This is a genomic window from Mesorhizobium sp. B2-3-12 (genome assembly GCF_006442205.1).
Taxonomy (GTDB): domain Bacteria; phylum Pseudomonadota; class Alphaproteobacteria; order Rhizobiales; family Rhizobiaceae; genus Mesorhizobium.
The window spans coordinates 337,373-363,895 of the sequence record NZ_VFVR01000001.1; the positions used below are offsets into that span (position 1 = coordinate 337,373).

Annotated in this window: 21 protein-coding genes; 6 read left to right on the plus strand and 15 right to left on the minus strand. The window is 62.5% G+C overall.

All coding sequences use genetic code 11. The features are described from left to right. Positions 1-91 precede the first annotated feature (91 nt). The 5 genes from FJ948_RS01755 to FJ948_RS01775 all read right to left on the minus strand — a co-directional run bounded on the left by FJ948_RS01755 (position 92) and on the right by FJ948_RS01775 (position 4,898). Positions 92-508 (minus strand): GNAT family N-acetyltransferase, encoded by a 417-nt coding sequence (locus FJ948_RS01755; protein WP_140701493.1) that lies wholly within the window; start codon positions 506-508, stop codon positions 92-94. 50 nt (positions 509-558) lie between these two features. Next, on the minus strand, positions 559-1,509 hold the full coding sequence (locus FJ948_RS01760) for an NAD(+)/NADH kinase (protein WP_210242259.1): 951 nt from the start codon (positions 1,507-1,509) through the stop codon (positions 559-561). Between the two features lie 8 nt (positions 1,510-1,517). Further along, positions 1,518-2,405: an SPFH domain-containing protein gene (locus FJ948_RS01765; protein WP_140701494.1), complete on the minus strand. Its 888-nt coding sequence runs from the start codon at positions 2,403-2,405 to the stop codon at positions 1,518-1,520. Between the two features lie 35 nt (positions 2,406-2,440). Continuing rightward, a complete protein-coding gene (locus FJ948_RS01770) occupies positions 2,441-4,117 on the minus strand; it encodes an NAD+ synthase (RefSeq protein WP_140701495.1) in 1,677 nt (558 codons plus the stop codon). Between the two features lie 64 nt (positions 4,118-4,181). After that, complete coding sequence (locus FJ948_RS01775; RefSeq protein WP_140701496.1) at positions 4,182-4,898, minus strand: DNA-3-methyladenine glycosylase I; 717 nt, start codon at positions 4,896-4,898, stop codon at positions 4,182-4,184. 88 nt (positions 4,899-4,986) lie between these two features. Between FJ948_RS01775 and FJ948_RS01780 the strand changes: the two genes are divergently transcribed. Then, positions 4,987-5,547: a DUF1003 domain-containing protein gene (locus FJ948_RS01780; protein WP_140701497.1), complete on the plus strand. Its 561-nt coding sequence runs from the start codon at positions 4,987-4,989 to the stop codon at positions 5,545-5,547. Continuing rightward, positions 5,544-6,131 carry a DedA family protein gene (locus tag FJ948_RS01785; protein WP_140701498.1) on the plus strand — a complete coding sequence of 196 codons (588 nt, stop codon included), beginning with the start codon at positions 5,544-5,546 and terminating at the stop codon, positions 6,129-6,131. The genes FJ948_RS01780 and FJ948_RS01785 overlap by 4 nt, the downstream gene beginning before the upstream one ends. Positions 6,132-6,149: 18 nt before the next feature. Here the strand turns inward: FJ948_RS01785 and FJ948_RS01790 are convergent, their stop codons facing one another. Next, positions 6,150-6,509, minus strand: a complete 360-nt coding sequence (locus FJ948_RS01790; RefSeq protein WP_140701499.1) for a diacylglycerol kinase — start codon at positions 6,507-6,509, stop codon at positions 6,150-6,152. 78 nt (positions 6,510-6,587) lie between these two features. Continuing rightward, positions 6,588-7,004, minus strand: a complete 417-nt coding sequence (locus FJ948_RS01795) for a GFA family protein (RefSeq protein WP_140702190.1) — start codon at positions 7,002-7,004, stop codon at positions 6,588-6,590. Between the two features lie 405 nt (positions 7,005-7,409). Here FJ948_RS01795 and FJ948_RS01800 point away from each other — a divergent pair, with 405 nt between their 5' ends. Further along, the gene (locus FJ948_RS01800) at positions 7,410-8,477 is read left to right on the plus strand and encodes a diguanylate cyclase (protein WP_140701500.1); all 1,068 of its coding nucleotides are present in this window, start codon (positions 7,410-7,412) and stop codon (positions 8,475-8,477) included. Between the two features lie 116 nt (positions 8,478-8,593). On the opposite strand, the gene FJ948_RS01805 is transcribed toward FJ948_RS01800, so the two are convergent. The 3 genes from FJ948_RS01805 to FJ948_RS01815 form a co-directional block, all read right to left on the minus strand. Continuing rightward, complete coding sequence (locus tag FJ948_RS01805) at positions 8,594-9,967, minus strand: 3-deoxy-7-phosphoheptulonate synthase class II (protein ID WP_140701501.1); 1,374 nt, start codon at positions 9,965-9,967, stop codon at positions 8,594-8,596. Positions 9,968-10,102: 135 nt separating this feature from the next. Beyond that, a complete protein-coding gene (mfd, locus tag FJ948_RS01810) occupies positions 10,103-13,591 on the minus strand; it encodes a transcription-repair coupling factor (RefSeq protein ID WP_140701502.1) in 3,489 nt (1,162 codons plus the stop codon). An 86-nt stretch (positions 13,592-13,677) separates the two neighbouring features. Continuing rightward, on the minus strand, positions 13,678-13,965 hold the full coding sequence (locus tag FJ948_RS01815) for a succinate dehydrogenase assembly factor 2 (protein ID WP_140701503.1): 288 nt from the start codon (positions 13,963-13,965) through the stop codon (positions 13,678-13,680). A gap of 92 nt (positions 13,966-14,057) precedes the next feature. Here FJ948_RS01815 and recG point away from each other — a divergent pair, with 92 nt between their 5' ends. Continuing rightward, positions 14,058-16,166: an ATP-dependent DNA helicase RecG gene (gene recG / locus FJ948_RS01820; protein ID WP_140701504.1), complete on the plus strand. Its 2,109-nt coding sequence runs from the start codon at positions 14,058-14,060 to the stop codon at positions 16,164-16,166. On the opposite strand, the gene FJ948_RS01825 is transcribed toward recG, so the two are convergent. The 5 genes from FJ948_RS01825 to FJ948_RS01845 all read right to left on the minus strand — a co-directional run bounded on the left by FJ948_RS01825 (position 16,118) and on the right by FJ948_RS01845 (position 22,961). Then, entirely contained in the window at positions 16,118-16,870 is a 753-nt protein-coding gene (locus FJ948_RS01825) for a DUF502 domain-containing protein (protein ID WP_140701505.1), read from the minus strand. The two genes, recG and FJ948_RS01825, sit on opposite strands and share 49 nt — an antisense overlap. A 92-nt stretch (positions 16,871-16,962) precedes the next feature. Next, positions 16,963-18,786 carry a glutamine--fructose-6-phosphate transaminase (isomerizing) gene (gene glmS / locus FJ948_RS01830; RefSeq protein ID WP_140701506.1) on the minus strand — a complete coding sequence of 608 codons (1,824 nt, stop codon included), beginning with the start codon at positions 18,784-18,786 and terminating at the stop codon, positions 16,963-16,965. A gap of 167 nt (positions 18,787-18,953) precedes the next feature. Next, complete coding sequence (gene glmU / locus FJ948_RS01835) at positions 18,954-20,318, minus strand: bifunctional UDP-N-acetylglucosamine diphosphorylase/glucosamine-1-phosphate N-acetyltransferase GlmU (RefSeq protein ID WP_140701507.1); 1,365 nt, start codon at positions 20,316-20,318, stop codon at positions 18,954-18,956. Between the two features lie 216 nt (positions 20,319-20,534). Continuing rightward, complete coding sequence (locus FJ948_RS01840) at positions 20,535-21,974, minus strand: AIPR family protein (RefSeq protein WP_140701508.1); 1,440 nt, start codon at positions 21,972-21,974, stop codon at positions 20,535-20,537. A gap of 240 nt (positions 21,975-22,214) precedes the next feature. Beyond that, positions 22,215-22,961: a cytochrome c biogenesis CcdA family protein gene (locus FJ948_RS01845; RefSeq protein WP_140701509.1), complete on the minus strand. Its 747-nt coding sequence runs from the start codon at positions 22,959-22,961 to the stop codon at positions 22,215-22,217. A 208-nt stretch (positions 22,962-23,169) separates the two neighbouring features. Between FJ948_RS01845 and FJ948_RS01850 the strand changes: the two genes are divergently transcribed. Together FJ948_RS01850 and topA are read left to right on the plus strand one after the other, a co-directional pair. Beyond that, entirely contained in the window at positions 23,170-23,553 is a 384-nt protein-coding gene (locus tag FJ948_RS01850) for a hypothetical protein (RefSeq protein WP_140701510.1), read from the plus strand. Between the two features lie 342 nt (positions 23,554-23,895). Then, positions 23,896-26,517 carry a type I DNA topoisomerase gene (gene topA / locus FJ948_RS01855; protein WP_140701511.1) on the plus strand — a complete coding sequence of 874 codons (2,622 nt, stop codon included), beginning with the start codon at positions 23,896-23,898 and terminating at the stop codon, positions 26,515-26,517. Positions 26,518-26,523: the final 6 nt, after the last annotated feature.

Below are 26,523 nucleotides of genomic sequence, written 5' to 3' on the forward strand. Positions count from 1 at the left end.
CCAAGCCAAGCCATGGCCAAAAGCGCTTCTGGCCCAGCCGATGAGGCGATTTTGCAACAGTGCAACCGATGCCTATCGTCGTCCCATGGTGTTACCCGGCAGGCGGCGCACGATCGAGACGCATGTATCGACCATCCGTCGATGCCTTGAAGCCGAGCTTTTCATAGACCCCATGCGCGTCGCTGGTCGACAGGCTCCAATGCGAGACGGTGCTGAGTTCAGGATGCTCGATGAGTGCCCGCACCAGCCGCGAACCGATGCCTTGCCCGCGATGTTCGGGCCAGATGATGATGTCGGCGAGATAGCCGAATACCGTGCGGTCGGTGATTGCCCTGCCGAAACCGACCTGTTTGCCAGCAATGTAAGCGGCGGCGCAGAACGAGTTGGCAAAGGCCCGGCGATGAAAGTCATCGCTGCGTCCCGCCCCCCAGTAGCTCGCCATCAACAGGTCGGAGGTTGTGCGGAAATCGATGCGTGACAGGTCGAAGTCAATTTCACAGTCGGGCATGCTTCACCTTCGAATGGCATTGGTTTCGGAGGCCGTTGCTGGCGCGGTACTCACGGCACCACCAGATAGGCCTTCTGATCGGCGATCGCGATGGTCACGTCGGTGCCGGAATTGAACTCGACGAAATCGACCTCCATCCCGTCGCTGAAAATGACGCCACCCTTGCTCTGCCGCGAAGACACGACCAGCGGCCGGTCGCGGGTGATCACGCCATGGACGAGGGACACGCCTGTCGTGTTGCTCGGAAACGGCTCGCGCACCGAGAAGAACAACTGCTCGCCTTCTCGGTCGTAGCCCCGCGGCGGCAATGTCGGCACCGATGTGTCGCCATAGGCCGCGGCCAGACCGGCCGCCCCCGCCATGACCGAGCGCAGCCAGCCGGTGGAACCAGCGCCGGTCGAAATGATGATGCCGCTTGATGATTGCCGCTCGGTCCGGCCACCATAGGTCAGTTCGTAGCGTGCCGAGACATGGGTGCTGGCGCCGACGAAGAGATCGTTGAAGGCAATCAGCCGCCTTCCGTCATTGGAACGCGCCTCGGCCATCACCACCGCCTGGCGCCGCGCCTTGCCGGACATCGTCAGGTCGAGGACCTTTTCGGTATCGTCGGCATTCCACGGCAAGAGAACGCCGTCGAAAAGCGCGGGATTTGGATTGATGCCGATCAGCGGCTGGTGCGGCAGGTATTTCGCGGTGTTGGAGACCAGCCCATCCTGGCCGAGCGCGATCACGACATCCGAGCCGAATTCGAATTGCGGCACCAGTTCGCGGTCGAGCCGCAATTGTTTGAGACCTGGCGGAAGCGAACCCATCACCCGGTCGAGCGCGCGATGATAGATATCGTGCGCTGATTTGACCGGGTCGAAATTCATACCCGCTTGCCTGAGATAGAAGCGGGCCTGGCCTTGCGTGTTGAAACGCGCGGTCAGTTCCTCGAGCTCGGTCTTGCGGGTGACGACGATCACCCGGTCGATCGGTCTATCGCCCTGGTCGCCGGCCACTTTCTAGGTCACTTGTCGGTCTTCGCCGGCGCGGCGAGTTGGCTCAGCGCGCTGGTCAACATATCAGGCGTGATCGACAGATTGCCGACCGAGCCGCCCTTTTCCGCCCACGCCTTGAACGCCATGGCCGTCAGCACATTGGCGGGTGCCGACGAATAGACGGTCAGTTCGAGCTGCTGCGCCTTGGCGGCGGCCTCGGCCAATGTCAGCTTGTTACGGGCTTCCGTGTCGACCAGCAGCTTGTTGCGTTCGGCCAGTTCGATCTCGGTTGCCAGTTCGCTCTGCTTGATCTCGCGTTCTTTTTCCACCGCATGCGCCCGGCGCGCATAGATCGCTTCGTCGGCCTGGCGCTGCAGCGCCTCGCGATATTCGGTCTGCAGGGCCTTGCGGATTTCCGGTGTCGGCTGGACCGACGTAATATGGACCTCCTCGATCGACAGGCCCGCGGTCGAGGCGATCGGATCGTTGCGCAGCAGATCGGCAAGATTGCCGCCGAGCTTGGTCACCTCGGCCAGCGCCTGTTCGAGCGTCATGCTCGAAACAACGGCCCGTGCGCGGCTCTGGATAGCCAGCACCAGGCGCTCGGCGATCTTCTCGCGGCCGTCGCCGGCAACGTCGGATCGGCCGAGCTTGGCGCTGAAATCAAAGCCTTCCGCCGCCTTGACCGGATCGACGATGCGGTAGCTGACGGAGCCCTGGATCGCCAGATCCTGAAAATCAGCCGTGGTTTCGGTGAAGATGAACGGATTGTCGAGCGAGGTCACCGGCACCGTGGCGATGGTGGTGCCAAACGTGCCGTACCAGAAGCTGATGCCGCGTCCCTGCTGCCGGATCTGCCCGTTCTTGAAGCAGACGATGTGGTATTCAGGCGTTCCCTTGAAATAGCTGATAAACATGCACGCCCCCCAAGGCTCTCAAAAGCAAAGGCTCGCTAGCCGCGGTCCCTGAAACGGTTGGTGATGGGATAGCGGCGGTCGCGGCCAAAATTCTTCCTGGTGATCTTCACGCCGGGCGCCGCCTGACGGCGCTTGTATTCGGCGATGTAAAGCAGATGTTCGATGCGCGTCACCGTCGCCCGGTCATGGCCGCGCGCCACGATGTCGTCGACGCCCATCTCGTTTTCGACCAGGCATTCCAGAATATCGTCCAGCACCGGATAGGGCGGCAAAGAATCCTGGTCGGTCTGATTCTCACGCAGTTCCGCCGACGGCGCCTTGTCGATGATGCTCTTCGGGATCACCTCGCCCGAAGGCCCGAGCGCGCCCGGCGGCACATGGCTGTTGCGCCAGCGCGACAGCGCGTAGACCTGCATCTTGTAGAGGTCTTTTATCGGATTGAAGCCGCCATTCATGTCGCCGTAGAGCGTGGCGTAGCCAACCGACATCTCGCTCTTGTTGCCTGTCGTGACGACCATCGAGCCGAACTTGTTGGAGATCGCCATCAGGATGGTGCCGCGTGCGCGGCTCTGCAGGTTCTCCTCGGTGATCCCTTCCTTCGTGCCCTCGAAGAGTTGCGTCAGCGCATGCAAAAACCCTTCGACGGGCTCGAAGATCGGCACGATGTCGTAGCGGCAGCCGAGCGCGCGGGCGCAGTCCTCGGCGTCCTTGAGCGAATCCTTCGAGGTGTAGCGATATGGCATCATGACTGCACGCAGCCGCTCCTCGCCCAGCGCGTCCACTGCAAGCGCCGCGCAGATCGCCGAATCGATGCCGCCGGAGAGGCCGAGCACGACATTCTTGAAGCCGTTCTTGTTGACGTAGTCACGCAGGCCGAGCATGCAGGCGCGGTAGTCGGCTTCCTCCCGTTCCGGAATTTTCGACATCGGGCCTTCGGAGCAGACCCAGCCATTGTCGGTCCGCTTCCAGGTGGTGACGTCGACCGCGTCCTCGAACTGGCTCATCTGGAAGGCGAGCGTCTTGTCGGCGCCAATGGCGAAGGAAGCGCCGTCGAAGATCAGCTCGTCCTGGCCGCCGAGCTGGTTGGCATAGATGATCGGCAGGCCGGATTCGATCACTTGCCTGATGACGACCTGGTGGCGAACGTCGATCTTGGCGCGGTAATAGGGTGAGCCGTTCGGCACCAGCAGGATTTCCGCCCCACTTTCGGCCAGCGTCTCGCAGATGCCGACCTCGCCCCAGATGTCCTCGCAGATCGGTATGCCGATGCGCACCCCGCGAAAATTGACCGGTCCCTGGATCTCGGGCCCGGCCTGGAAGACGCGCTTTTCATCGAACTCGCCATAATTCGGCAGATCGAGCTTGTAGCGCTCGGCGATGATCTTGCCGCCATCGCAGAAGACGATGGAATTATGCGTGCCGCTCTTGCGCTTCAGCGGCGTGCCGATGATGACGCCCGGACCGCCATCGGCGGTATCGGCGGCAAAATCCTGTGCCGCCCGCTCGCATGCCTTGAGGAAGGCCGGCTTGAGCACCAGATCCTCCGGCGGATAACCGGCGAGAAAAAGCTCTGTGTAGAGCACGAGATCGGCGCCCTGGCGGGCGGCATCCGCCCTCGCCTCGCGCGCCTTGGCGAGGTTGCCGGCGACATCGCCGACAGTCGGGTTGAGCTGGGCGATGGCGATACGCAGAATGTCGAGCTTCTTGGTCATGCCTGCTGACTTAGCGCGGCGAAATCCGCCCCGCAATGGCGTTCGCTTGGACCAATTCAGACCGTTAATCGTCGCCCATATACTCGCGCAGCGATTGCGGCGAATGGTTTTCACCGATGGACATCGCGAGGATGCGCGAAATATGCCGGCGCGGCAGGCCAGTATCCGCCACCCAGCGGTTGATCTGGAGCTGGATCTTGTCCAGATCCCTCTTCGAGGTCGGATTTTCAGCGATGTCGAGGCCGGCGTCGCGCAAGGCGGCGGCCATGTCGGCCGAGATGACGAAAGCGTCCCAGCCCAGCCAGCGCAGGAAATACTGGCCGGTGTTGCCGCCGAGCCGGCTGCCATGCTTGCCGAGATAGGCCATCAGCCCGACCTGGTCGTCGGCGGGCCAGTCGGCGAGGAACTGGCCGAAACCGCGATGTTCTTTCGAGACATGCTCGACGAAGGCGGCATTGTCGCGAACGGATTTGATCTTTTGCGGGTTGCGCACGATGCGCTGGTCGGAAGCCAGATCGTGCCAGAAATCGTCGGGCTGGAACAACAGCCGCTTGGGCTCGAAGCGCAGGAACGCCTCCTCGAATCCCGGCCATTTCTGCTCGATGACGCGCCAGACGAAACCGGCGGCAAAGACGCGCTCGGCCATTGTCGAGAGGATACGGTCGTCGGTGATGTCGGCCACCGCCGCATTGTCGGGCAGCGGCCCCAACAGGGAGGCCAGTTCCGCCTCGCTGCCCTTGCGGTTTGCCGCGCGAGCGCGAATTTTCTTGAAGTCGGCCATCGGTCCCTCTCGGTTCGCCTCAATCTAGCACTTCCCGCCCGGGCCGGCAGCCTCTACCTCTAGCGCAGCAAAGCCCTTGGAGATGGCCATGAACAAGACGATCGACGATCTGGCGAACCGCTGGCTGAAGCGAAAGCCGGATGGTCTCAGTGCCCTGGAGAACCGGGTGCTGCAAAGCACCATCGAGCGCACCACCATCACCCGGGACACCAACAAGGCCGTCGCCTTCCACCAGACCTTTGGTGACCGCCTCGCCGATACGATTGCCCGCATCGGTGGCTCCTGGTCGTTCATCGTCGGCTTTCTCGTTTTCCTGTTCCTGTGGACAACAGGCAATGTCTGGCTGTTGTCGCGCGATGCGTTCGACCCCTACCCCTTCATCTTCCTCAACCTCGTCCTGTCGATGGTCGCCGCCTTGCAGGCGCCGGTGATCATGATGGCGCAGAACCGCCAGACCGAGCGCGACCGCATCGATGCCGCTCACGACTACGAGGTCAATCTGAAGGCCGAGATCGAGATCATGGCGCTGCATGAGAAACTGGACGAACTGCGCCACAGCCAGATCATCGGCATGCGCGACGAAATCGCGCGGCTGGCGGAAGTGATCAAGCGGATCGATGAAAGACTGTCACAGCAGTCGGCGTCATGACCGAGGCGATTCATCACTTCATCGAACAATACGGGCTGTTGGCGGTTTTTCTCGGCTGCGTGGCTGAAGGCGAAAGTGCCGCCATCCTGGGAGGCTTCTTCGCTCACCAGCATGTTTTCGTGCTGTGGCATGCCTTTGTCGCGGCAGCGCTCGGGGCCTTTGTCGGCGACACCTTCTTCTTCATCCTCGGCAGGAGTTTCGCCGACAACCGCCATGTCGTCAGGTTGCGCCGGCGGCCCGGCTTTCGCCGCGCCTACCGTCTGCTCAACACCCATCCCAACATCTTCGTGCTGTCGAACCGCTATGTCTACGGCATGCGTCTGGTCGGCGGCATCGCGGCCGGCCTTTCGACCATAGCCGCGCCGCGTTTCGTTATCCTCAACGCCATCTCATCGGTGATCTGGGCGATGCTGTTCAGCACGATCGGCTATGTCTTCGGATTGGGAGCCGAACAATTGATTGGCCAGGCGCTGATGCGCCACGAGCGGCTGTTCGTCGGGCTTGGCATCGCCCTTGCCGTGGCCGTACTGGCCTGGCTTGTCGGTCGCCACCTCGCCAAGCGGGAGCGCGGCCGGGAGCAATGACGCCGTCTCGCGAGGAGATCAGATGGGGAAGCCGGTGATCCGCTCGATGATGGCGATGCCCCAGACGCCGGCGACAATGACCACCGAAATCAGCACCGCGAGCGAGCCGCAGTCCTTGGCCAGCTGGATGTCGACATTGAACTCCCGGCTGAACGCGTCGCAGGCCGCCTCGATGCCGGTATTCAGCACCTCGACCATGATCATCAGCAGCACCGCGCCGATCAGCAAGGCGTAGCCACGCCAGGAGATCGAGATGAACCATCCGGCCGGCAGGGCCAGCACCAGCAGCATAAGCTCCTGCTGAAAGGCCTTCTCGCTCGCGGTCAGCTTGCGAAACGCCCGCACCGAATTGAAAAAAGCGTCGATCAGCCGCTGCATGCCCAGGCCCCTCTCGGAATCACCGGCCCGGGATAAAGCAATGCCCCGATCAATGGAATAAGGCGGATCGTCCAAATTTCATTCGGCCACCGGTATGGATGGCGTAGACTTTTCAAACTGCGGCAGCCCATCGTCTATCGAATAATAGTCGCCCTTGTCGCCGACGAAGATATGACATTCACCCTTGAGCGCCGTTGGCTTGTCGAACGATCCCGCCAAGACCGAAATATAGTCCTGATCCATTGCCTTCCAGAACAGCACTGATCCGCATGCCTTGCAGAAGCCGCGCCTGGCGAAGCCGGACGCTTCGTACCAGGTGATGCTTTCCGCACCCTCGATCGCGATGTCGGTATCGGCGACATTGGTCGCGGCATAGAAATGCCCGCTCTGTTTACGGCATTGCGAACAATGGCAGTAGACAACGCCACGCAGCGCCCCCTTTGTCCGGAAGCGGACCGCTCCGCACAGACATGATCCCTGGTGATCGTCACTCATTCGGCGCCCTTTGAAGAACCTACCTGCCACCTCGTGAGGATTCCCGATTTGCGGCCGCCACACGCTAGCAAAAGCGACATGTACTGGCGTAGCAAATACGGAATTCAGTTTCACTTTCAGCGGCGTGATTCATGAACCCCGTCGGAGGCCGGACAAAGCAGGCCTCGATGCGCGGTGATGATGCCTGGGTTGGACGCCTTTACAGCCGGGGGTAGACAAAACCGGCGGCAGTTCTGCGAATTAAGGAAACTTTAGCGCTACTGAATTTATGGTGTGCCAAACGAAGGTCGCGTGTGGGGACGCGCCTCTTCGCAGAGTGTTCTGGACTACCGAATAGCATTCCCCAGCGGTGGCACGCGGAATTCACAAATTCCGTTGCGGCATCCGAGGGGAAGCGAACAGACCATGCAGCCGGTAGCAGCCCAGACCGAACGAAGCACCGACATTGCAAGCACCGTCGTCGCGACCATGCGCCAGCTTGGCGTGCTGGGCCTGCCGCGCAACTACGAGATCTTCTACGAAGCCTTGAGCGGCACCAACCGCGAGCTCAGTCTTGCCGTCGTATCGCTGAGCAACCGGCCGACGCAGGATGAGCTGGATCAGATCGGGCGCGCCTTCTTTGCCCACAATCATGGTCCCGGCATCGTCGAGCATGCCAGGGACGTCATCGCCAGGGAACTCGAGGAAGTGGCGTCGCTGCTGCGCAGCGAGCGCAGCCACATCGAGAAATACGGCCGGATTCTCGATGAGACGTCCAGCGGCCTGAGCAACCGTAGCCTTCTCTCCCAGGATCTTCTGCAGAAGATAGCCGGCGCCATGGCCGTTGCCACCAATTCGACGATCGATCACGGCCGGCAGGTCGCTTCGATGCTCAACGACAAGACGGCCGAACTGGAGAGCGTCAAGTCGAAGCTCGAGGAATACAAGCGGCTGGCGGATACGGATCCGTTGACCCAGATCTGGAACCGCCGCGCCTTCGACAAGGAAATCACCCGAATCTACAACAGCAACAAGGGTATCCTGTTCAATGCCCTGATCCTTGTCGACATCGACCGATTCAAGGACATTAACGACCGCTATGGCCATCCTGTCGGCGACAAGATCATCCAGATCATCGCCGAGATTTTCCAGACCAGCATTCGCGGCGACATGTTCGTCGCCCGCACCGGCGGCGAGGAGTTCGCGCTGATCATCGAGGGCGCCAGCGAGGACGCCACCTACGACATCGCGGAACGCATTCGTGCCCTGATCGAGCAGACGCCGTTCACCAGCAGCCAGACCGGCATGAACTACGGCACCGTGACGGTATCGATGGGTATCTGCATGGCATCAGAAGCCGAAGGGCCTGAAGACCTCTACACCAAGGCGGATCGGGCGCTCTACCGCTCCAAGGTCAGCGGTCGCAACCGCGTCACCAGGCATTCGACAATGGGACGAGCCGGCAAGAGTTGGCTGCTCTACAAGAAAGACTGAAGCCTGCGCTTTTTGCCGGTCGCGCCAGCACGGTCGGAGGCACACACAAAAAGCCGAAAATGGAAAAGGCGTCGGGTTTCCCAGGCGCCTTTGCTTTATCGGTCCAATTGCCAGGATCAGCCGTTCGCGGCCTGCCTGTGCTGCACCGGATGGCTCTTCTTCAAAAGGTCAGAGACCAGGAAGGCCAGCTCGATCGCCTGGTCGGCGTTGAGGCGCGGATCGCAATGAGTGTGGTAGCGGTCCTGCAACTCCTCGGCCGTGATGGCGCGGGCGCCACCGGTGCATTCGGTGACGTTCTTGCCGGTCATCTCGACATGAATGCCGCCCGGATGGGTGCCTTCGGCGCGGTGCACCTCGAAAAAGGTCTGCACTTCCTTCAGGATACGGTCGAAGGGCCGCGTCTTGTAGCCGGCCGCCTCGATCGTGTTGCCATGCATCGGGTCCGACGACCAGACCACGCTGCGGCCTTCCTTCTGCACCGCGCGCACCAGCTTCGGCAGATGGTCGGCAACCTTGTCGGAGCCGAAACGGGCGATCAGCGTCAGCCGGCCGGGCTCGTTTTCGGGGTTCAGCAGATCGATCAGTTCCAAAAGGCCATCCGGCGTCAGCGACGGACCGCATTTCAAGCCGAGCGGGTTCTTGATGCCACGGCAATATTCGACATGCGCATGGTCGGGCTGGCGCGTGCGATCGCCGATCCAGATCATGTGGCCCGACGTGGCGTACCAATCGCCGGAGGTCGAATCGACGCGAGTCAGCGCCTCCTCGTAGCCGAGCAGCAGCGCTTCGTGGCTGGTGTAGAAGTCGGTCTCGCGCAGTGCATAGTTGGTTTCCGAGGTGATGCCGACGGCCTTCATGAAGTCCATCGTCTCGGTGATGCGGTTGGCGAGAGATTCGTATTTCTCGCCCTGCGGGCTGTCTGATACGAAGCCCAGCATCCAGCGATGCACGTTCTCCAGGCTGGCATAGCCGCCTTGCGCAAAGGCACGCAGAAGGTTGAGCGTCGCCGCCGACTGGCGGTAGGCCATTTCCTGGCGGGCGGGATCGGGTATGCGCGACTTCTGATCGAATTCGATGCCGTTGATGATATCGCCGCGGTAGCTCGGCAGCGTCACCTCGCCCTTGGTCTCGTTGTCGGACGAGCGCGGCTTGGCGAACTGGCCGGCGACGCGGCCGACCTTCACCACCGGCTGCGCGCCAGCGAAGGTCAGCACGACCGACATCTGCAGGAAGACGCGGAAGAAGTCGCGGATGTTGTCGGCACCGTGTTCGGCGAAACTCTCGGCGCAATCGCCGCCCTGGAGCAGGAAGGCCTCACCGGCCGCGACGCTCGCCAACTGCTTCTTCAGCTTGCGCGCCTCGCCGGCAAAAACCAGCGGCGGGAAGGTGGCGAGCTGGGCTTCCGTGTTCTTGAGCGCGGCAAGGTCCGGATAGGCGGGAACCTGCTTGATCGGCTTTGCTCTCCACGAATTCGGCGACCATTTCGTCATCGCTGCACCCAACGCTCTTTCCGGCGAACACTCTCGCCCGCCATTTCCTGTCCCTCTATGGGGTTGCGGCTCCATACACGAAGCCGATTTCCTATTCTAGACCGGAATTTCAGCCCTGGCGAATGCTCCCCGCGACTAGGCGACCAGCCGAGCCAACTGGGTCATCACCACCGCCGAACCCGCCAGCCGCTTCTCGGCCGTGGGCCAGTCGCGGATGAAGACCACGCTGTGGTCCGGCCTGATCTTGGCCAGCGACCCCTGTTCGCCGATGTACTTGACCAGCCCGACCGGGTTGGGAAATTCGCGCCTGCGGAAGTGGATGACGATACCCTTCGGCCCGGCATCGAGCTTTTCGACATTGGCCTTGCGGCAGAGCGCCTTGATGAAGACGATCTTCAGGAGATGCTTCACCTCCTCCGGCAGCGGACCGAAGCGGTCGATCAGCTCGGCGCCGAAAGCGTCGATCTCCTCGGTGTTTTCGAGATCGCCGAGACGGCGGTAGAGCGCCAGCCTGAGCTGCAGGTCCGGCACGTAACCTTCCGGGATCATAACCGCCGTGCCGACAGCGATCTGCGGCGACCAGCCGCCATCCTGGACCTCGCCGGAATCCTTCACCTCGGCAACCGCTTCCTCCAGCATCTGCTGGTAGAGCTCGAAGCCGACCTCCTTGATATGCCCGGACTGCTCTTCGCCCAGAAGATTGCCGGCGCCCCTGATGTCGAGGTCGTGGCTGGCAAGCTGGAAGCCGGCGCCCAGCGTGTCGAGCGATTGCAGCACCTTGAGCCGGCGTTCGGCGGTGTCGGTCAGCTTGCGGTTGGCCGGCAGTGTGAACAGCGCATAGGCGCGCACCTTCGAGCGGCCGACGCGGCCGCGCAACTGGTAGAGCTGCGACAGGCCGAACATGTCGGCGCGGTGGATGATCAACGTGTTGGCGGTCGGGATATCGAGGCCGGATTCGACGATGGTGGTCGACAAAAGCACATCGTACTGGCCGTCGTAGAAGGCGTTCATGATGTCGTCGAGTTCGCCCGGCGGCATCTGGCCATGGGCCACGGCGACCTTCAGTTCAGGAACAGATTCCTTCAGGAAATCATGGATTTCCGCGAGATCGCTGATACGCGGAACCACATAGAAGGAATGGCCGCCGCGATAGCGCTCGCGCAGCAGCGTCTCGCGGATGACCAGCGGATCGAAAGGCGATATGAAGGTTCGCACCGCCATGCGGTCGACCGGCGGCGTGGCGATCAGCGACAGCTCGCGCACGCCGGTCAGCGCCAGTTGCAGCGTGCGCGGGATCGGCGTCGCCGACAGCGTCAGCACATGGACATCGGTCTTCAGGTCCTTCAGCCGTTCCTTGTGCTTGACGCCGAAATGCTGCTCCTCGTCGATGATCAGCAGGCCGAGATTCTTGAACGAGATCGCGGAGCCCAGCAGCGCATGGGTACCGATGACGATATCGACCTGTCCTTCGGCAATGCCCTTCTTGGTCTCGGCCAGGTCCTTGGCGCCGACCAGCCGCGAGGCCTGGGCGACACGGATGGGAAGCCCTGAGAAACGCTGCGAGAACGTCTTGAAGTGCTGGCGCGACAACAGCGTCGTGGGCACCACCACTGCGACCTGAAACCCTTCCATCGCCGCGATGAAGGCGGCGCGCAGCGCCACTTCGGTCTTGCCGAAGCCGACGTCGCCGCAGATCAGCCGGTCCATCGGCTTGCCGGCGCCGAGGTCGTCGCGCACCGAATCGATGGCCGTCTGCTGGTCGTCGGTTTCCTCGTAGGGGAAACGGGCGGCAAACTCGTCATAGAGGCCTTCGGCCGGCACCAGCGCCGGGGCGGCGCGCATCTGCCGCTCGGCGGCGATGCGGATCAGCTGTCCGGCCATGTCGAGCAGGCGCCGCTTCAGCTTGGCCTTGCGCGACTGCCAGGCGCCGCCGCCGAGCTTGTCCAGCGTCGCCTCGGCCGTATCGGAGCCGTAGCGCGACAAAAGCTCGATGTTTTCCACCGGCAGGAACAGCCGGTCGTCGCCGGCATAGTGGATTTCCAGGCAGTCATGCGGCGCGCCGACGGCTTCGATGGTGCGCAGGCCGATGAAGCGGCCAATGCCGTGGTCGGCATGGACGACGATATCGCCGGCCGACAGAGCCGAGGCCTCGGCGATGAAATCGGATGCGCGCTTCTTGCGCTTCGAGCGCCGGATCAGCCGGTCGCCCAGAATGTCCTGTTCGGCGACAACGACCAGCTTGTCGGTCTCGAAGCCCGATTCCAGTGGCAACACGGCCAACGCAGCCTGTCCCGGCTCGAGCTGTTCGGCCTGGGCAAGCGTCTCGACCTGCTTGAGATTGCCGAGATGATGCTCCGCCAGGATCTGGCCAAGCCGGTCGAGTGAGCCTTCGGTCCAGCCGGCGATGACGACGCGGCGGCGCGCCGCGCGCTCGTCGGCTATGTGCCGGACGACGACATCGAAGACGTTGACGTTCGGGTCGGCGCGCTCCTCGACGAAGCTGCGACCATGGCGCGAGCCGGCGTGGAAGACTTTCTTGCCCCCTACGTCGGGCGCATCGAACACGGTGAAGTCGATGTCCTCGCGCTCCCCAAGCGAAGCCTTGAGATTGTCCGGCGAGAGATAGAGCAGGTCCGGCGCAACCGGCTTGTAGGGCACCGCATCCTTGAGCGCCCCGTCAGCCTGCTTCTTGCGTGCCTCGTAATGGTCGAGGATCAGCGTATGGCGTTCGGCCAGCGCCTCATGCGCCAGGTGGTCGAAAACCACGGGTGCGTCCGGCAGGTAATCGAACACGGTTTCCAGCCGCTCGTAGAAGAACGGCAGCCAATGCTCCATGCCGGCGAAGCGCCGGCCTTCACTGACTGCCGCGTAGAGCCCGTCGTCACGCGATGGTGCGCCAAAGGCCTCGATATAGGCGCGGCGGAAGCGGCTGATGGTTTCGGGCGTCAGCGCCACCTCGCTCATCGCCTGCAGCGCCATCGACTTGCGCTGGCCGGTGGTGCGTTGCGTGGCGGCATCGAAGACGCGGATCGATTCCAGCGTGTCGCCGAAGAAATCAAGCCGCAGCGCTTCCGTCCAGCCCGGAGCGAACAGGTCGAGAATGCCGCCGCGCACCGCGAATTCGCCGATGCCGCGCACGGTCGGCACGCGCTCGAACCCCGACGTCTCCAGCCGCGCGATCAGCGCATTCATGTCGATCTGGTTGCCGGGCCGGGCGTGGAAGGTCTGTGCCTCGACAAGCTCCGCCGGCGGAATACGCTGCAGCAGCGCATTGGCGGTTGTGAGAACGACGGCACGATGCGGTTTCTTCGCCAGCGCGATCATGGCGGTCAGCGCATCGAGGCGCTTGGCGGCGGCATCGGAACCGGGCGACACACGGTCGTATGGCAGGCAGTCCCAGGCCGGCAGTTCCAGCACCGGCAGGCCCGGCGCCACGAAGGACAGCGCCTCGATGATGGCAGGCAGGCGCTGGCCGTCGCGGGCCACGAACAGCACCGGCTTGTCGGGTGCGATCTCGAGCGCCGTTTGTACCAGCGCGAAAGCTTCGTAGCCGTCGGCGACGCCGTCGACGATGAACTGGCCGGGACGGCCCTTCGGCAAGCCAATGGTGGGGATGAGAGCCATCAAATCACGGTCTTGGTTGTCGCAATTCCGGTGGGAAAACCGCTTCGCACTTTTCCTGGATTGCCTGTGTTCAGAAAGTCATGTGTTCAGAAAGTCATGGTCCGGCGGGACGCCAGGATTTTTTGCAGGACGGCACAGTCGATTTCTGCCGGCACCGGGCGCTCGCCCGTGATCAGCGGCAGGAATTCCGTATCGTTAATATCGAGAAGCTTCTCATATTGGTCGATTTCCTCGGCGGTCAAGGTGCCGATCTCGGCGTCCGCGAACGTGCCGAGGATCAAGTCCATCTCGCGCATGCCGCGATGCCAGGAGCGGAACAACAGCTTGCGGCGGTGTGCGTCCAGCCCCCCGCTTGATCGTTTCGTTCCGGTCATTGTGCCGCATCCTCGCTTCAAGCGGCGCATATAGCGTGGATAGTGGGCGGTGTCAGCCTTGCGCTGCCGCCGTCGCGACATAAGCTGACATCATGCGTCCTTCCATCCTCGACCCCCTGTTCGTCCCGATCACCTCGCTTGCCGGCGTCGGGCCGAAGGTCGGCGCGCTGATCGAGAAGGTCGTGGCGGCCGACCTCGGCGACCGTGCCGCGCGCGCGGGCGACCTCCTATTCGTGCTGCCGCACACCGTCATCGACCGCCGCAACCGGCCCGGCATCGCGGGTTCCGCCGAAGGCGCCATCGTCACGCTCGAGCTGCGCATAGACCGCCACCAGCCGCCGCCGCGCGGCAACAAATCGGTGCCCTACCGGGTCTACGCCCATGACGACACCGGCGAAATCGGCCTGACCTTCTTCCATGCCCACGCCGCCTATCTCGAAAAGGCAATGCCGGTGGGCGAGCATGTCGTGGTGTCTGGCCGCATGGAATGGTTCAACGGCCGCCCGACCATGGTCCACCCCGATCATATCGCCCTCGCCGGCGAAGCCGAGAGCCTGCCGCTGGTCGAGCCGGTCTATCCCCTGACCGCAGGCCTTTCGGCCAAGGTTTTGCGCCGTGCGATCGGCCAGGCGCTCGGCCGCTTGCCGGAATTGCCGGAATGGCAGGACGGTGCCTTCATGCGCCGCCAGAGCTTTGCGTCCTTCGGCGATGCGCTGACCCGCATCCATTACCCCGCCGACCCGATCGATGTCGCGGTCGAAGGGGCTGCCTGGCGTCGCCTCGCCTATGATGAACTGCTCGCCGGCCAGGTCTCTCTGGCCTTGGTGCGCGCAAAGGTGCGACGCCTGTCAGGCCGCCCTCTCGTCGGCGACGGCCGCATCGTCGAGAAACTGCGTTCTGCCCTTCCCTATTCGCTTACCCCCTCGCAGGAATTCGCGCTGGCCGAAATCAACGCCGATCTTGCCGATCCAGAACGCATGCTGCGGCTGCTGCAAGGCGATGTCGGCTCCGGCAAGACGGTCGTGGCCTTGCTGGCCATGGCACGGGCGGTGGAGGCCGGCGGCCAGGCGGCGCTGATGGCGCCGACCGAAATCCTGGCGCGCCAGCATCTGGCGACAATCACCCCGCTTGCCGCCAAGGTCGGCTTGCGCATCGCCATCCTGACCGGCCGCGAAAAAGGTCGCGAGCGAGCCGAGACGCTGGCGGGCCTGGCCGGCGGCGAGATCGACATCGTCGTCGGCACCCATGCGCTGTTTCAGGACACGGTCAGCTTCCACGATCTGGTCCTGGCCGTCATCGACGAGCAGCATCGCTTCGGCGTCCATCAGCGGCTTGCCATCACCGCCAAGGGCGATGCGCCCGACATGCTGGTGATGACCGCTACCCCCATCCCGCGCACGCTGGTGCTGACCGCCTTCGGCGACATGGACGTCTCGAAGCTGACGGAAAAACCAGCCGGCCGCCAGCCGATCCGCACCGTCACCCTGCCGCTGGAACGGCTCGACGAACTGGTCGGCCGCATGCTCGATGCCGTCGCCGATGGCCAAAAAATCTACTGGATTTGCCCGCTGGTCGAGGAATCCGAAGAGATAAAACTGATGTCGGCCGAGGATCGCTTCGCCTCGCTGAAGCCGTTGTTCGGCGAGCGTATCGGTCTCGTCCACGGCCGCATGAAAGGCGCCGAGAAGGACGAAGCGATGCGCGCCTTCAAGGCTGGCGAGACCCGCATCCTGATCGCCACCACCGTCATCGAGGTCGGCGTCGACGTGCCCGACGCCACGATCATGGTCATCGAGCATGCCGAGCGATTTGGGCTTGCGCAATTGCACCAGTTGCGCGGCCGGGTCGGGCGCGGCGACAAACCCTCGTCCTGCGTGCTGCTCTACAAGGACCCGCTTGGCGAAACGGCAAAGCGCCGGCTATCGGTGATGCGCGAGACCGAAGACGGCTTCCTGATCGCCGAGGAAGATCTGAAGCTGCGCGGCGAAGGGGAATTGCTGGGTACGCGCCAGTCCGGCACGCCGGGCTTCCAGGTGGCGCGCATCGAGGCGCATGCCGATCTGCTCGAGGCTGCCCGAGACGACGCCAGGCTGATCCTGTCGCGTGACCCCGAACTGCAGTCGGATCGCGGCGAAGCGCTGCGCCTCCTGCTCTACTTGTTCGGCCGCGACGAGGCCGTGCGGCTCTTGCGCGCCGGATGAGACCCTAGCGGCGGATTGGCCAGGGTTCCGTTGATCGGCTCGCCGTTCAGCGTGACCAATTTCGTCTTCACCTCGGGGGCCACCAACCCGGCCGACACGATCAGCTTGGCGCCGTCCTCGATCGTCATGTCGAGCGGCACGATATCCGACTTCAGAACATACATCAGGAAACCGGTCGTCGGGTTGGGTGTGCACGGCATGAACACCGCGATCAGCGGATCGCCTTCCTGGTCGAGCTTCTGATTGATCTCGGTTTCCTTTTCGCTGGCGACAAACACCAGCGACCACACACCCTTGCGTGGATATTCGACCAGCCCGACCTGGCGGAACATGTCACCCTTGTTCGACAGCACGGTCTCGAAAATCTGCTTCAGCGAGCCATAGATGCCGCGCACCAGCGGCATGCGGCCAAGCAGACGCTCGCCAAAGCCGACGATGGCGCGGCCGACAATGTTGGCGGTGAGAAAACCGATCAAGGTAATCAGAATAAGCGCGACGATCAGCCCGAAACCGGGAACCGGGAACGGCAGATAGGTGTCGGGGTTGTAGCGTGCCGGAATATAGGGTTTGACCCAGGAATCGACCCAGCCGATGAACGACCAGGCGATATAGGCGGTGATCGCCAGCGGCGCACAGACGATGAAGCCCGTGAGGAAATAGTTCCTCAGCCGGGTCATGCCGGAGGTCTTGGGAGCGTCTGACATGGTTCACCGGGCGCGGGTTGCGCCGCAACATTAGTGAAGCCCAAGCCGGTTTGGAACTGCGAAGTTTTTAAAGGTGGTCGTTTAAAGGGGCGCTATTCCACCGTCACCGATTTCGCCAGATTGCGCGGCTGGTCGACATCGGTGCCCATGAACACGGCGGCGAAGTAGGCCAGCATCTGGATCGGCAGGGCGTAGATGATCGGCGAGATGATTTCCGGCACGTCGGGCAGGATGATCGTCTCCATCGTCTTCACGCTCACCTGTGCCGCGCCCTTGGCGTCGGTAATCAGGATGATCTTGCCGCCGCGCGCCGCCACTTCCTGCATGTTCGACACGGTCTTTTCGAAGATACGGTCATGCGGCGCAATCACGATGACAGGCATGTTTTCGTCGATCAGCGCGATCGGACCGTGCTTCAATTCGCCCGCAGCATAGCCTTCGGCGTGGATGTAGGAGATTTCCTTGAGCTTCAGCGCGCCTTCCATGGCCAGCGGGAAGTTGGTGTCACGGCCGAGATAGAGCACATCCTTGTAGCGCGAGATTTCGCGCGCGATCCGTTCGATCTGCTCTTCGAGCTTGAGCACCTGGTTGGCGTAGCGCGGTGCTTCCGACAAAGCGCGCACCAGCGCCCTCTCTTCCTCAGGCGAAATCGTGCCGCGTGCCACGCCGGCACGCACGGCAAGCGATGCCAGCACCGAAAGCTGGCAAGTAAACGCCTTGGTCGAGGCGACGCCGATTTCCGGTCCGGCCAGCGTCGGCAGAACGACGTCGGATTCGCGCGCCATGGTCGATTCCCGAACGTTGACGACGGCGCCGATCTTCATGCCCGCCTTGCGGCAATAGCGCAGCGAGGCCAGCGTGTCGGCGGTCTCACCCGACTGCGAGATGAAGAAGGCGGCATCATTGGCCGACAGCGGCATCTCTCGGTAGCGGAATTCCGAGGCGACATCGATATCGACCGGCAGCCGCGCATAGCGCTCGAACCAGTATTTGCCGATCAGGCCGGCGAGATAGGCGGTGCCGCAGGCGGAAATCGCCAACCGGCCGATTTTGGCGAAATCGAATGGCAGGTCGAGCGGCTTGGAGACGCCGGAGACGAAATCGACGTAATGCGCCAGCGTGTGCGAGATCACCTCCGGCTGCTCATGGATTTCCTTCTCCATGAAATGGCGGCGGTTGCCCTTGTCGACCATGAAGCTGGTCGACAGCGATTGCTGGCGCTTGCGATCGACCTTTTTGCCGTCGATGTCGAAGATGGCGACGCTGTCGCGGCGCACCACCGCCCAGTCGCCGTCCTCGAGATAGGTGATCGAATTGGTGAACGGGGCGAGCGCGATGGCGTCCGAGCCCAAAAACATCTCGCCGTCGCCATGGCCGACAGCCAGCGGCGGGCCGTTGCGGGCGCCGACGATCAGGTCTTCGTCGCCCTTGAACATGATGGCCAGCGCGAAGGCGCCTTCCAGCCGCTTCAGCGCCTTGTGCGCGGCCTCGACCGGCTTCAGCCCCCTGGCGAGTTCCCGCGCCACCAGATGCGCCACGACCTCGGTGTCGGTCTGCGAGGAGAAGGAATAGCCGTCGCGGATCAGCTCATCGCGCAGTTCGGCGAAGTTCTCGATGATGCCGTTGTGGACGATGGCGACGCCGTCGGAAAAATGCGGGTGCGCATTGGTCTCGTTGGGAACGCCATGGGTCGCCCAGCGCGTATGGCCGATGCCGATCGTGCCCTCGAGCGGCTCATCCTTGAGCCGGCGTTCGAGGTTGACCAGCTTGCCTTCGGCACGGCGGCGGCCAAGCTCCCCCTTTTCGATGGTGGCGACGCCGGCCGAGTCATAACCGCGATATTCCAACCGCTTCAGCGCATCGACGATGAGCGGCGCAACCTGCGAGTGGCCGACGATTCCAACGATACCGCACATCCGGACAGCCCCCGATTGCCCATGGAAAACCAGCGCTATTTAGGGATGGCCGGCCCGCCGTGAAAGTCAAATTGCATTTCGTCCGCTGTAACGGACGCTTGCGCACGCATGCACCATGACAGGCCGCTCTTGCAATCCGGTTACCGCAGTCGTTCGGTTTTTCGAGGCTAGGTTTTGCTTTTCTTCGCCGCCGCGGCGGAAGCAAAGCGCTCGCGCAATTCCTTGGCCTTGCCGGGGATCGTCTTCTGGCGGGCGCGGCCGAAGGCCAGCGCGTCGTCGGGCACGCTTTCGGTGATCACGCTTCCCGAAGCGATATAGCCGCCCTTGCCGATGGTAACCGGGGCCACCAGCGATGAGTTCGAGCCGACGAAGGCGCCCTCGCCGATGTCGGTGAAGAACTTCGAATAGCCGTCATAATTGCAGGTGATGGTGCCGGCGCCGATATTGGCGCCCGCCCCGACACGCGCGTCGCCGATATAGGTCAGATGATTGACCTTGGCGCCCTCCTCGATGACGGCCTGCTTGACCTCGCAGAAATTGCCGACCTTGGCCTTGTTGCGGAGATCGGCACCCGGCCGCAGCCGCGCAAAGGGACCGACATCGCAATTGGAGGCGATCGTGGCGCCCTCGATGTGGCTGAAAGCATGGATTTTAGCGCCCGACGCAATCTTGACGCCAGGCCCGAACCAGACATTCGGCTCTACCAATGTGTCCGCGCCGATCTCGGTATCGTGCGAGAAATAGACGGTTTCCGGCGCAATCAGGGTCACGCCCGACAGCATTGCCTCTTGTCGGCGACGTGCCTGCCAGATGCCCTCGGCTTGTGCCAGTTCGGCCCGGTTGTTGATGCCGAGCGCGCTTTCAAAGCTGGCTTCGGTGGCAACGACATCGAGGCCCTGCGCGCCGGCAATCTCGACGATGTCGGTCAGATAATACTCGCCCTTGGCGTTCTTGTTACCGACCGCGTCGAGCAGCTTCAGCGCGTGCACGCCTGCCACCGCCATCATACCCGCATTGCAGAAGCCGATCTTTTTCTCCGCCTCGGAACAATCCTTCTCTTCGCGGATGGCAATCAGCTTGCCGCCCTTTTCGATCAACCGGCCATAACCAACGGGGCTGGGCGGACGGAAGCCGATGACCACGACAGCGGCACCTTCGGCCAATTTCAGCCGCGCCTCCGTGAGCGCGTCCGCGTCGATCAGCGGCGTATCGCCGAACATCACCAGCACATCGTCATAACCGTTTGATATCGCTCCGCGAGCAGCGAGAACGGCATGCGCGGTGCCCAAGCGCTTCTCCTGCACGAAGGTCTCGGCCTTCGGCGCGAACTTCGCCGCCGCCTTGCGCATCTCATCCGCGCCATGGCCGATCACCAACGCCTGGCTGCTCGCCCCCGCTGCCTCGGCGGCCTTCACCACATGGGCAACCATCGGCAGACCGGCGATCTGATGCAGCACCTTCGGCAGCGCGCTCTTCATGCGCGTGCCTTCGCCGGCGGCGAGAATGACGGACAGGCAGGATCTCTTGCTCATGGGATGGCAACCGTATGAAAGGGTTGGGAATCAAGACAGGATAGCAGTGGCGCCATGCTGCACCAATGCGGTTAAATTCCGGCATAGCAACTGACTCTTAATCAGCCGGCCTTTGGTTCAAGCCTGCCGCTGAGGAAGCTGCCGTCCTTTCAGCCTGCACGAGAAATTCACGAGGTGGCCGAAGATCGCTCTCGCCATCTTCGGCCACCCCAAAGGTTACGCTACCTTCTTCGAGCGATGCTTGATCAGCGCCTTCTCGAACTCGCCTACGGCGAACTCATGGCTCGCCTGGTTCTTAGCAAGCTTCTGCGGATCAAACCGCGCCATGTCGAGCACGAGGCGGTAGGCACCCGCGATGTCCCCCAAATACTGATCGAGAAACTTGACCGGGTCGGTTGCCCAAACCACTCGGTCGCTGTCAACCTCCATAAGACCCTTGAGTCCGTAGACCAGCGGCATGATCAGGCCATCAGGATACCTGTAGTTCACCGGTCGATTGAGGTAGTGAGTGGTCGGCTGGGTCGCAACGTAAGCCGTCTTATCCTTCGCCGATTCGCGGCGTGATGGATCGTACAGCTTGACGATGGTGTTCGATCCGAAGCGGTAGTTGTTCGAGTTGTACGCCTCGGGAAAGTCCTCATAGATTTTGTCGTACAGTTTCGGCAGATCGGCAAGGATATCGAAACAACTCGCTACGGTCTCATTCGTCAGTTCGTGCGTGGGCCCATCACGCGGCTCAGAAACGCTGGGGTTCATCATCAACTTGTCGAACTGCTTCGAGCACTCGCCCTTATTGCGGTAGATGTTCTGCGGGGTGACGCTGATATCGAGAGGAAGGAGTTTCGCCTCGTTCGCTCGATTCAGCGGGATCCACGCGAGTGCGAGCAGGTCTCGCACCTTGATAGGGCGAGCTTCGCTGCTCTCCCACTCGTTGCTCTTCCACTCGACCCGCGAAGCGATGGCTTCGTCAAGCCGCTCGCGTATCTCAGTGTAGAAGCCGAGCTTGTTGGACTTCGTTTCTTGCGTAAGCTGCGCATTGTTATTTCGCGCAGCGCATATGTCGAGAACCGACATCTCAAACTGCTGAACCGCACGAACGTCGTCGGGATCGGACGGAACGAGAAGCTCAACCGGCACGAGGAATTCGAAGCGCTCTTTCACGACTTCCAGTTCCTCGCGATGCACTTCCCAAAGCTCCTTCATGTCTTCCCAAAGCGTGACGCGCACGAGTTCCCGCTCATCGGCGACGAAGCTCAACATATGAATGCCAATTGCCAGCATGTTGTGACCGCCGTCGAGGATACCTTCCGATTCGGGGTTCTCGAAGTTCAATTCGAAGCGATTCCGCTGGAGTGCTTCGTAGCCGGAAGTACCGATCAAGATCCCCTTCGACTTAAAAGGGAAGAGCTCGGGCGTGTTCTCCAGCGATTCGAGAATCGCGGCGGTAACATTGCCGGTTTTCGCCGCTCGGGGATTCGCCTCCAGCGACACATGATCAAAGAGAGCATATAGGTCGCGACCACGAACAAAGCCGGTGTAGCGCTTGATCCCGGCAATCGAATTCTCGCTTGAGACGCCGCTTAAGCGCTCCTCGTCACGCGGGTTTGGCTGCTCAGCAACAAGAGCGAAGCGAATGATCAACTTTGGATTATTCATTTCCAGTCCTTCAATTGTGAAGAGACTGGCTTCGGTTCGACGAGCGCAAAGCTATGCGCAAACCGTGTCAGTATCACTGACCAATTTTGCCATTTTTCAACAGCACAATAACCGAAACCATCTCAGGCTTCATTTCAGCCTCTATCCAGAGGCGGGACGAAGGTGCACCTGATCCTGATTCCTGTCAAATTATTTTGTGGTGGAGACTGCGAGAGCCCTTCCGGACCGAGCACCCTGGGATCAGCCCAGCCTTCCCAGCACCGGGAAATTCTCCAGCAACCAATACGACACCGTCTGCACGCCGCCGGTGAGGAAGAACACGCCGGCAACCACCAGCAGGGCGCCGATCGCCTTCTCGACGCGGCCAAGATGGACGCGGAACTTGCCGAGGAAGCGCATGAAGGCGCCGGAAAACAGTGCCGCGATCAGGAACGGGATGCCAAGGCCAAGCGAATAGGCGGCAAGCAGCAACGCGCCCTCGCCCACCGTCTCGCGACCACCGGCCAGCGTCAGGATCGGGCCGAGCACCGGGCCGATGCAGGGGGTCCAGCCGAAGGCGAAAGCCAGGCCCATGACATAGGCGGCGACCGCGCTTGCGGGCTTTCCCTGCGACTGGAAGCGCGCCTCCCGCGACAGAAGCGGAATACGCAGGATGCCGAGGAAATTCAGGCCCATCAGGATGATCAGCACGCCGGCGCCCATCGCCAGCGGCTCCTGCCAGACGCGCAGCAGCCGGCCTATGGTCGAGGCACCTGCGCCAAGTGCCACGAACACCGTGGAAAACCCGAGCACAAAGGCGATCGAGGAGTAGAGCAGCGCGCCGCGCGCGCCCTCCTTGGCGGTTGTTCCCGCATTGCCGCGAAAATCGTCGACCGACACGCCGGCCATGTAACAGAGATAGGGCGGCACCAGCGGCAGCACGCATGGCGACAGGAACGAGATGGCCCCCGCCCCGACCGCGCTGACATAGCCGATGTCCAATGCCATTCCAAACCTCCGACTGTTCTGGCGACGATATAGCGGCACGCGGGTTTGTCCGCCAATCACCATCATGTGGCAAGTCATCGCGGCCATATCATCGCAGCCAAGTCGTCGGGGCCATGTCATCGCGGCTCGGGAAGAAAGCACGTCAGCGGAGCGTTGACACAAGGAGGCCGCGATTTTCCGCGCGTCTTCAGACATCAAGGAGATTTCCATGAAAACGATAGCCACAGGGCTGGCCGCACTGCTGCTCAGCACCGCCGCGTCCTTTGCCGCCGACGCCTGGAAGGAAGCCGAGGTCAACGGCACAAAGATCTACACCGATGCCATGGGCATGACGCTCTACACCTATGACAAGGACGAGAAGGGCAAGACCAATTGTTACGACAAATGCGCCGCCAACTGGCCGCCGCTGAAGGCCGAGGCCGAGGCCGGCGCCAAGGCGGATGACGAATGGAGCGTTGTCGACCGTACCGACGGCACCAAGATGTGGGCCTATGACGGCAAGCCGGTCTATACCTTCATCAAGGACAAGAAGGCCGGCGATGTGAACGGCGATGGCGTCGGCGAGGTCTGGCATATCGTCAAGGCTGACTGATTTTTCCGTCGGGAGTTCCGCCAAACAGGACTTCCACTGGCCGTCGGGCATCCCTCCAAGTCCGGCGGCCTGGTCGTAGCGGACTCGACCTGGCACATTCATGCCGACTGGACTGGCAACAAATTGAGCCTCTCCCGATCTTCCGAGGCCGGCGCCTGCCCATCCGAAAATATGTGGTCTTCTCCATACACTCTAAGAGTGTATTGCTGCCGGCATCCCCGCATTTTGGCCGCTTGCCCTTGACCGGATGCAAAAGCGCGGCCATGTGAGCGACGAACAGAACCGAGATTTCGTCGCGCGCAGCGGAATTCTTCTGCCGCATCACAGCTGATATGAGACCACATGGACGTCGTCGTCGTCGAATCGCCGGCCAAGGCGAAGACAATCAACAAATACCTGGGCAGGAACTACAAGGTTCTGGCCTCGTTCGGTCACGTCCGCGATTTGCCGGCCAAGGATGGCTCGGTGCGCCCGGAGGAGGATTTCGCCATGTCCTGGGCGGTCGACACCGCTTCGGGCAAGCGCCTTACCGACATTGCCAACGCGGTCAAGGATGCCGACGGCCTGATCCTCGCCACCGACCCGGATCGCGAAGGCGAGGCTATCTCCTGGCATGTGCTGGAGGTGCTGAAGCAGAAGCGCGCGCTGAAGGACAAGCCTGTCAGCCGCGTCGTCTTCAACGCCATCACCAAGTCGTCGGTGCTGGAAGCGATGGCCAATCCGCGCCAGATCGATGCGCCTCTCGTCGATGCCTATCTCGCCCGCCGGGCGCTGGACTATCTCGTCGGCTTCACCCTGTCGCCGGTGCTGTGGCGCAAATTGCCGGGCGCCCGCTCGGCCGGCCGCGTCCAGTCGGTGGCGCTGCGCCTGGTCTGCGACCGCGAATCCGAGATCGAGCGCTTCATCCGCGAGGAATACTGGAACATCGCGGCAATCCTCGGCACGCCGCGCAACGAGACTTTCGAGGCGCGGCTGACCGCGTTCGAGCGCAAGAAGCTGCAAAAACTCGACATTGCCAACAAGGCGCAGGCCGATGACATCAAGGCGATGCTCGAGGGCGCCGCCTTCAAGGCGCTGTCGGTGGAAGCCAAGCCGACCAGGCGCAATCCCGGGCCGCCCTTCACCACCTCGACGTTGCAGCAGGCCGCTTCGTCGGGCCTCGGCTTCTCGGCCACCCGCACCATGCAGGTCGCGCAACGGCTCTATGAAGGCATGGAGATCGGCGGCGAGACCACCGGCTTGATCACCTATATGCGAACCGACGGCGTGCAGATGGCGCCTGAGGCGATCTCGGCCGCACGAGATGCCATCGCCAAGGAATTCGGCCCGAAATATCTGCCGGATCAGCCCCGCCAATACACCACCAAGGCCAAGAACGCCCAGGAGGCGCACGAGGCGATCCGGCCGACGGATTTCATGCGCACCCCGGCGTCGGTCCGGCAATATCTCGATACCGACCAGATGCGGCTCTATGAACTGGTCTGGAAGCGCGCCATCGCCAGCCAGATGCAGTCGGCCGAAATCGAGCGCACGACTGTCGAGATCGAGGCGGTGAACGGCGCCCGTACCGCCGAATTGCGCGCTGTCGGTTCGGTCGTTCGCTTCGACGGCTTCATCGCCGCCTACACCGACCAGAAGGACGACGACGCCGAAGACGAGGAGAATCGCCGCCTGCCGGAAATCCGCGCCGGCGAGCAGCTCGCCCGCCGGGCGATCAACGCCACCCAGCACACCACCGAGCCGCCGCCGCGCTACTCCGAGGCGTCGCTGATCAAGAAGCTGGAAGAGCTCGGCATCGGCCGTCCCTCGACCTACACCGCGATCCTGAAGACGCTCGAAGACCGCGACTACGTCACGATCGACAAGCGCCGGCTGGTGCCGCAAGCCAAGGGCCGCCTGCTGTCGGCCTTCCTGGAAAGCTTCTTCGAGCGCTATGTGGAATATGATTTCACCGCATCGCTGGAGGAAAAGCTCGACGAGATTTCCGACGGCAAGCTCGCCTGGAAAGACGTGCTGCGCGACTTCTGGAAGGATTTCTCCGGCGCCGTCGCGGACATCAAGGAATTGCGCGTCACCGACGTGCTCGATGCGCTGAACGAGGAGCTGGCGCCGTTGGTTTTCCCCGCCCGCGAGGACGGCTCCAATCCGCGCATCTGCCCGAAATGCGGCACCGGCAATCTGTCGCTCAAGCTCGGCAAGTTCGGCGCCTTCGTCGGCTGCTCCAACTATCCCGAATGCTCCTTCACCCGCCAGCTCGGCGACGCCGCCAACCCCAATGGCGAGAATGGCGGCGGCGAGGAAGGCACCAGGCTGCTGGGCAAGGATCCTTACACTGCCGAGGAAATCACGCTGCGCTCGGGCCGCTTCGGTCCCTACATCCAGCGCGGCGACGGCAAGGAAGCCAAGCGCTCCAGCCTGCCGAAAGGCTGGACGCCTGAGTCGATCGACCATGAGAAGGCGCTGGCATTGTTGTCGCTGCCGCGCGACGTCGGAAAACACCCCGAAAGCGGCAAGATGATCTCGGCGGGTCTCGGCCGCTACGGCCCGTTCGTGCTGCATGATGGCACCTACGCCAATGTCGACAGCATCGAGGACGTGTTCTCGATCGGTCTCAACCGTGCCGTCACGGTGATTGCCGAGAAGCAGTCCAAGGGCAAGGGTGGACGCAATGGCGGCACGCCGGCTGCCCTGAAGGAGCTTGGGGACCATCCCGGTGGCGGCGGCAAGATCGTCGTGCGCGACGGCAAATACGGCCCTTACGTGAACTACGGCAAGGTCAACGCCACGCTGCCCAAGGGCAAGGATCCGCAATCGGTGACGATCGAGGATGCGCTGGCGCTGATTGCCGAGAAGGAAGCCAAGGGCGGTGGCGGCAAGAAGCCGTTCCGCAAGGCAGCGGCGGCCAAGGCACCCGCAGCCAGGAAAACGGCGGCCAAAAAACCGGCTGCGAAGAAAAAAGGGTAGGACGGC

Bases quoted from the DNA above. Each gene is read 5' to 3' on its own strand.
- FJ948_RS01755 (WP_140701493.1), bottom strand. From the start codon at position 508: ATGCCCGACTGTGAAATTGACTTCGACCTGTCACGCATCGATTTCCGC.
- FJ948_RS01765 (WP_140701494.1), bottom strand. From the start codon at position 2,405: ATGTTTATCAGCTATTTCAAGGGAACGCCTGAATACCACATCGTCTGC.
- FJ948_RS01770 (WP_140701495.1), bottom strand. From the start codon at position 4,117: ATGACCAAGAAGCTCGACATTCTGCGTATCGCCATCGCCCAGCTCAAC.
- FJ948_RS01775 (WP_140701496.1), bottom strand. From the start codon at position 4,898: ATGGCCGACTTCAAGAAAATTCGCGCTCGCGCGGCAAACCGCAAGGGC.
- FJ948_RS01780 (WP_140701497.1), top strand. From the start codon at position 4,987: ATGAACAAGACGATCGACGATCTGGCGAACCGCTGGCTGAAGCGAAAG.
- FJ948_RS01785 (WP_140701498.1), top strand. From the start codon at position 5,544: ATGACCGAGGCGATTCATCACTTCATCGAACAATACGGGCTGTTGGCG.
- FJ948_RS01790 (WP_140701499.1), bottom strand. From the start codon at position 6,509: ATGCAGCGGCTGATCGACGCTTTTTTCAATTCGGTGCGGGCGTTTCGC.
- FJ948_RS01795 (WP_140702190.1), bottom strand. From the start codon at position 7,004: ATGAGTGACGATCACCAGGGATCATGTCTGTGCGGAGCGGTCCGCTTC.
- FJ948_RS01800 (WP_140701500.1), top strand. From the start codon at position 7,410: ATGCAGCCGGTAGCAGCCCAGACCGAACGAAGCACCGACATTGCAAGC.
- FJ948_RS01805 (WP_140701501.1), bottom strand. From the start codon at position 9,967: ATGACGAAATGGTCGCCGAATTCGTGGAGAGCAAAGCCGATCAAGCAG.
- mfd (WP_140701502.1), bottom strand. From the start codon at position 13,591: ATGGCTCTCATCCCCACCATTGGCTTGCCGAAGGGCCGTCCCGGCCAG.
- FJ948_RS01815 (WP_140701503.1), bottom strand. From the start codon at position 13,965: ATGACCGGAACGAAACGATCAAGCGGGGGGCTGGACGCACACCGCCGC.
- recG (WP_140701504.1), top strand. From the start codon at position 14,058: ATGCGTCCTTCCATCCTCGACCCCCTGTTCGTCCCGATCACCTCGCTT.
- FJ948_RS01825 (WP_140701505.1), bottom strand. From the start codon at position 16,870: ATGTCAGACGCTCCCAAGACCTCCGGCATGACCCGGCTGAGGAACTAT.
- glmS (WP_140701506.1), bottom strand. From the start codon at position 18,786: ATGTGCGGTATCGTTGGAATCGTCGGCCACTCGCAGGTTGCGCCGCTC.
- glmU (WP_140701507.1), bottom strand. From the start codon at position 20,318: ATGAGCAAGAGATCCTGCCTGTCCGTCATTCTCGCCGCCGGCGAAGGC.
- FJ948_RS01840 (WP_140701508.1), bottom strand. From the start codon at position 21,974: ATGAATAATCCAAAGTTGATCATTCGCTTCGCTCTTGTTGCTGAGCAG.
- FJ948_RS01845 (WP_140701509.1), bottom strand. From the start codon at position 22,961: ATGGCATTGGACATCGGCTATGTCAGCGCGGTCGGGGCGGGGGCCATC.
- FJ948_RS01850 (WP_140701510.1), top strand. From the start codon at position 23,170: ATGAAAACGATAGCCACAGGGCTGGCCGCACTGCTGCTCAGCACCGCC.
- topA (WP_140701511.1), top strand. From the start codon at position 23,896: ATGGACGTCGTCGTCGTCGAATCGCCGGCCAAGGCGAAGACAATCAAC.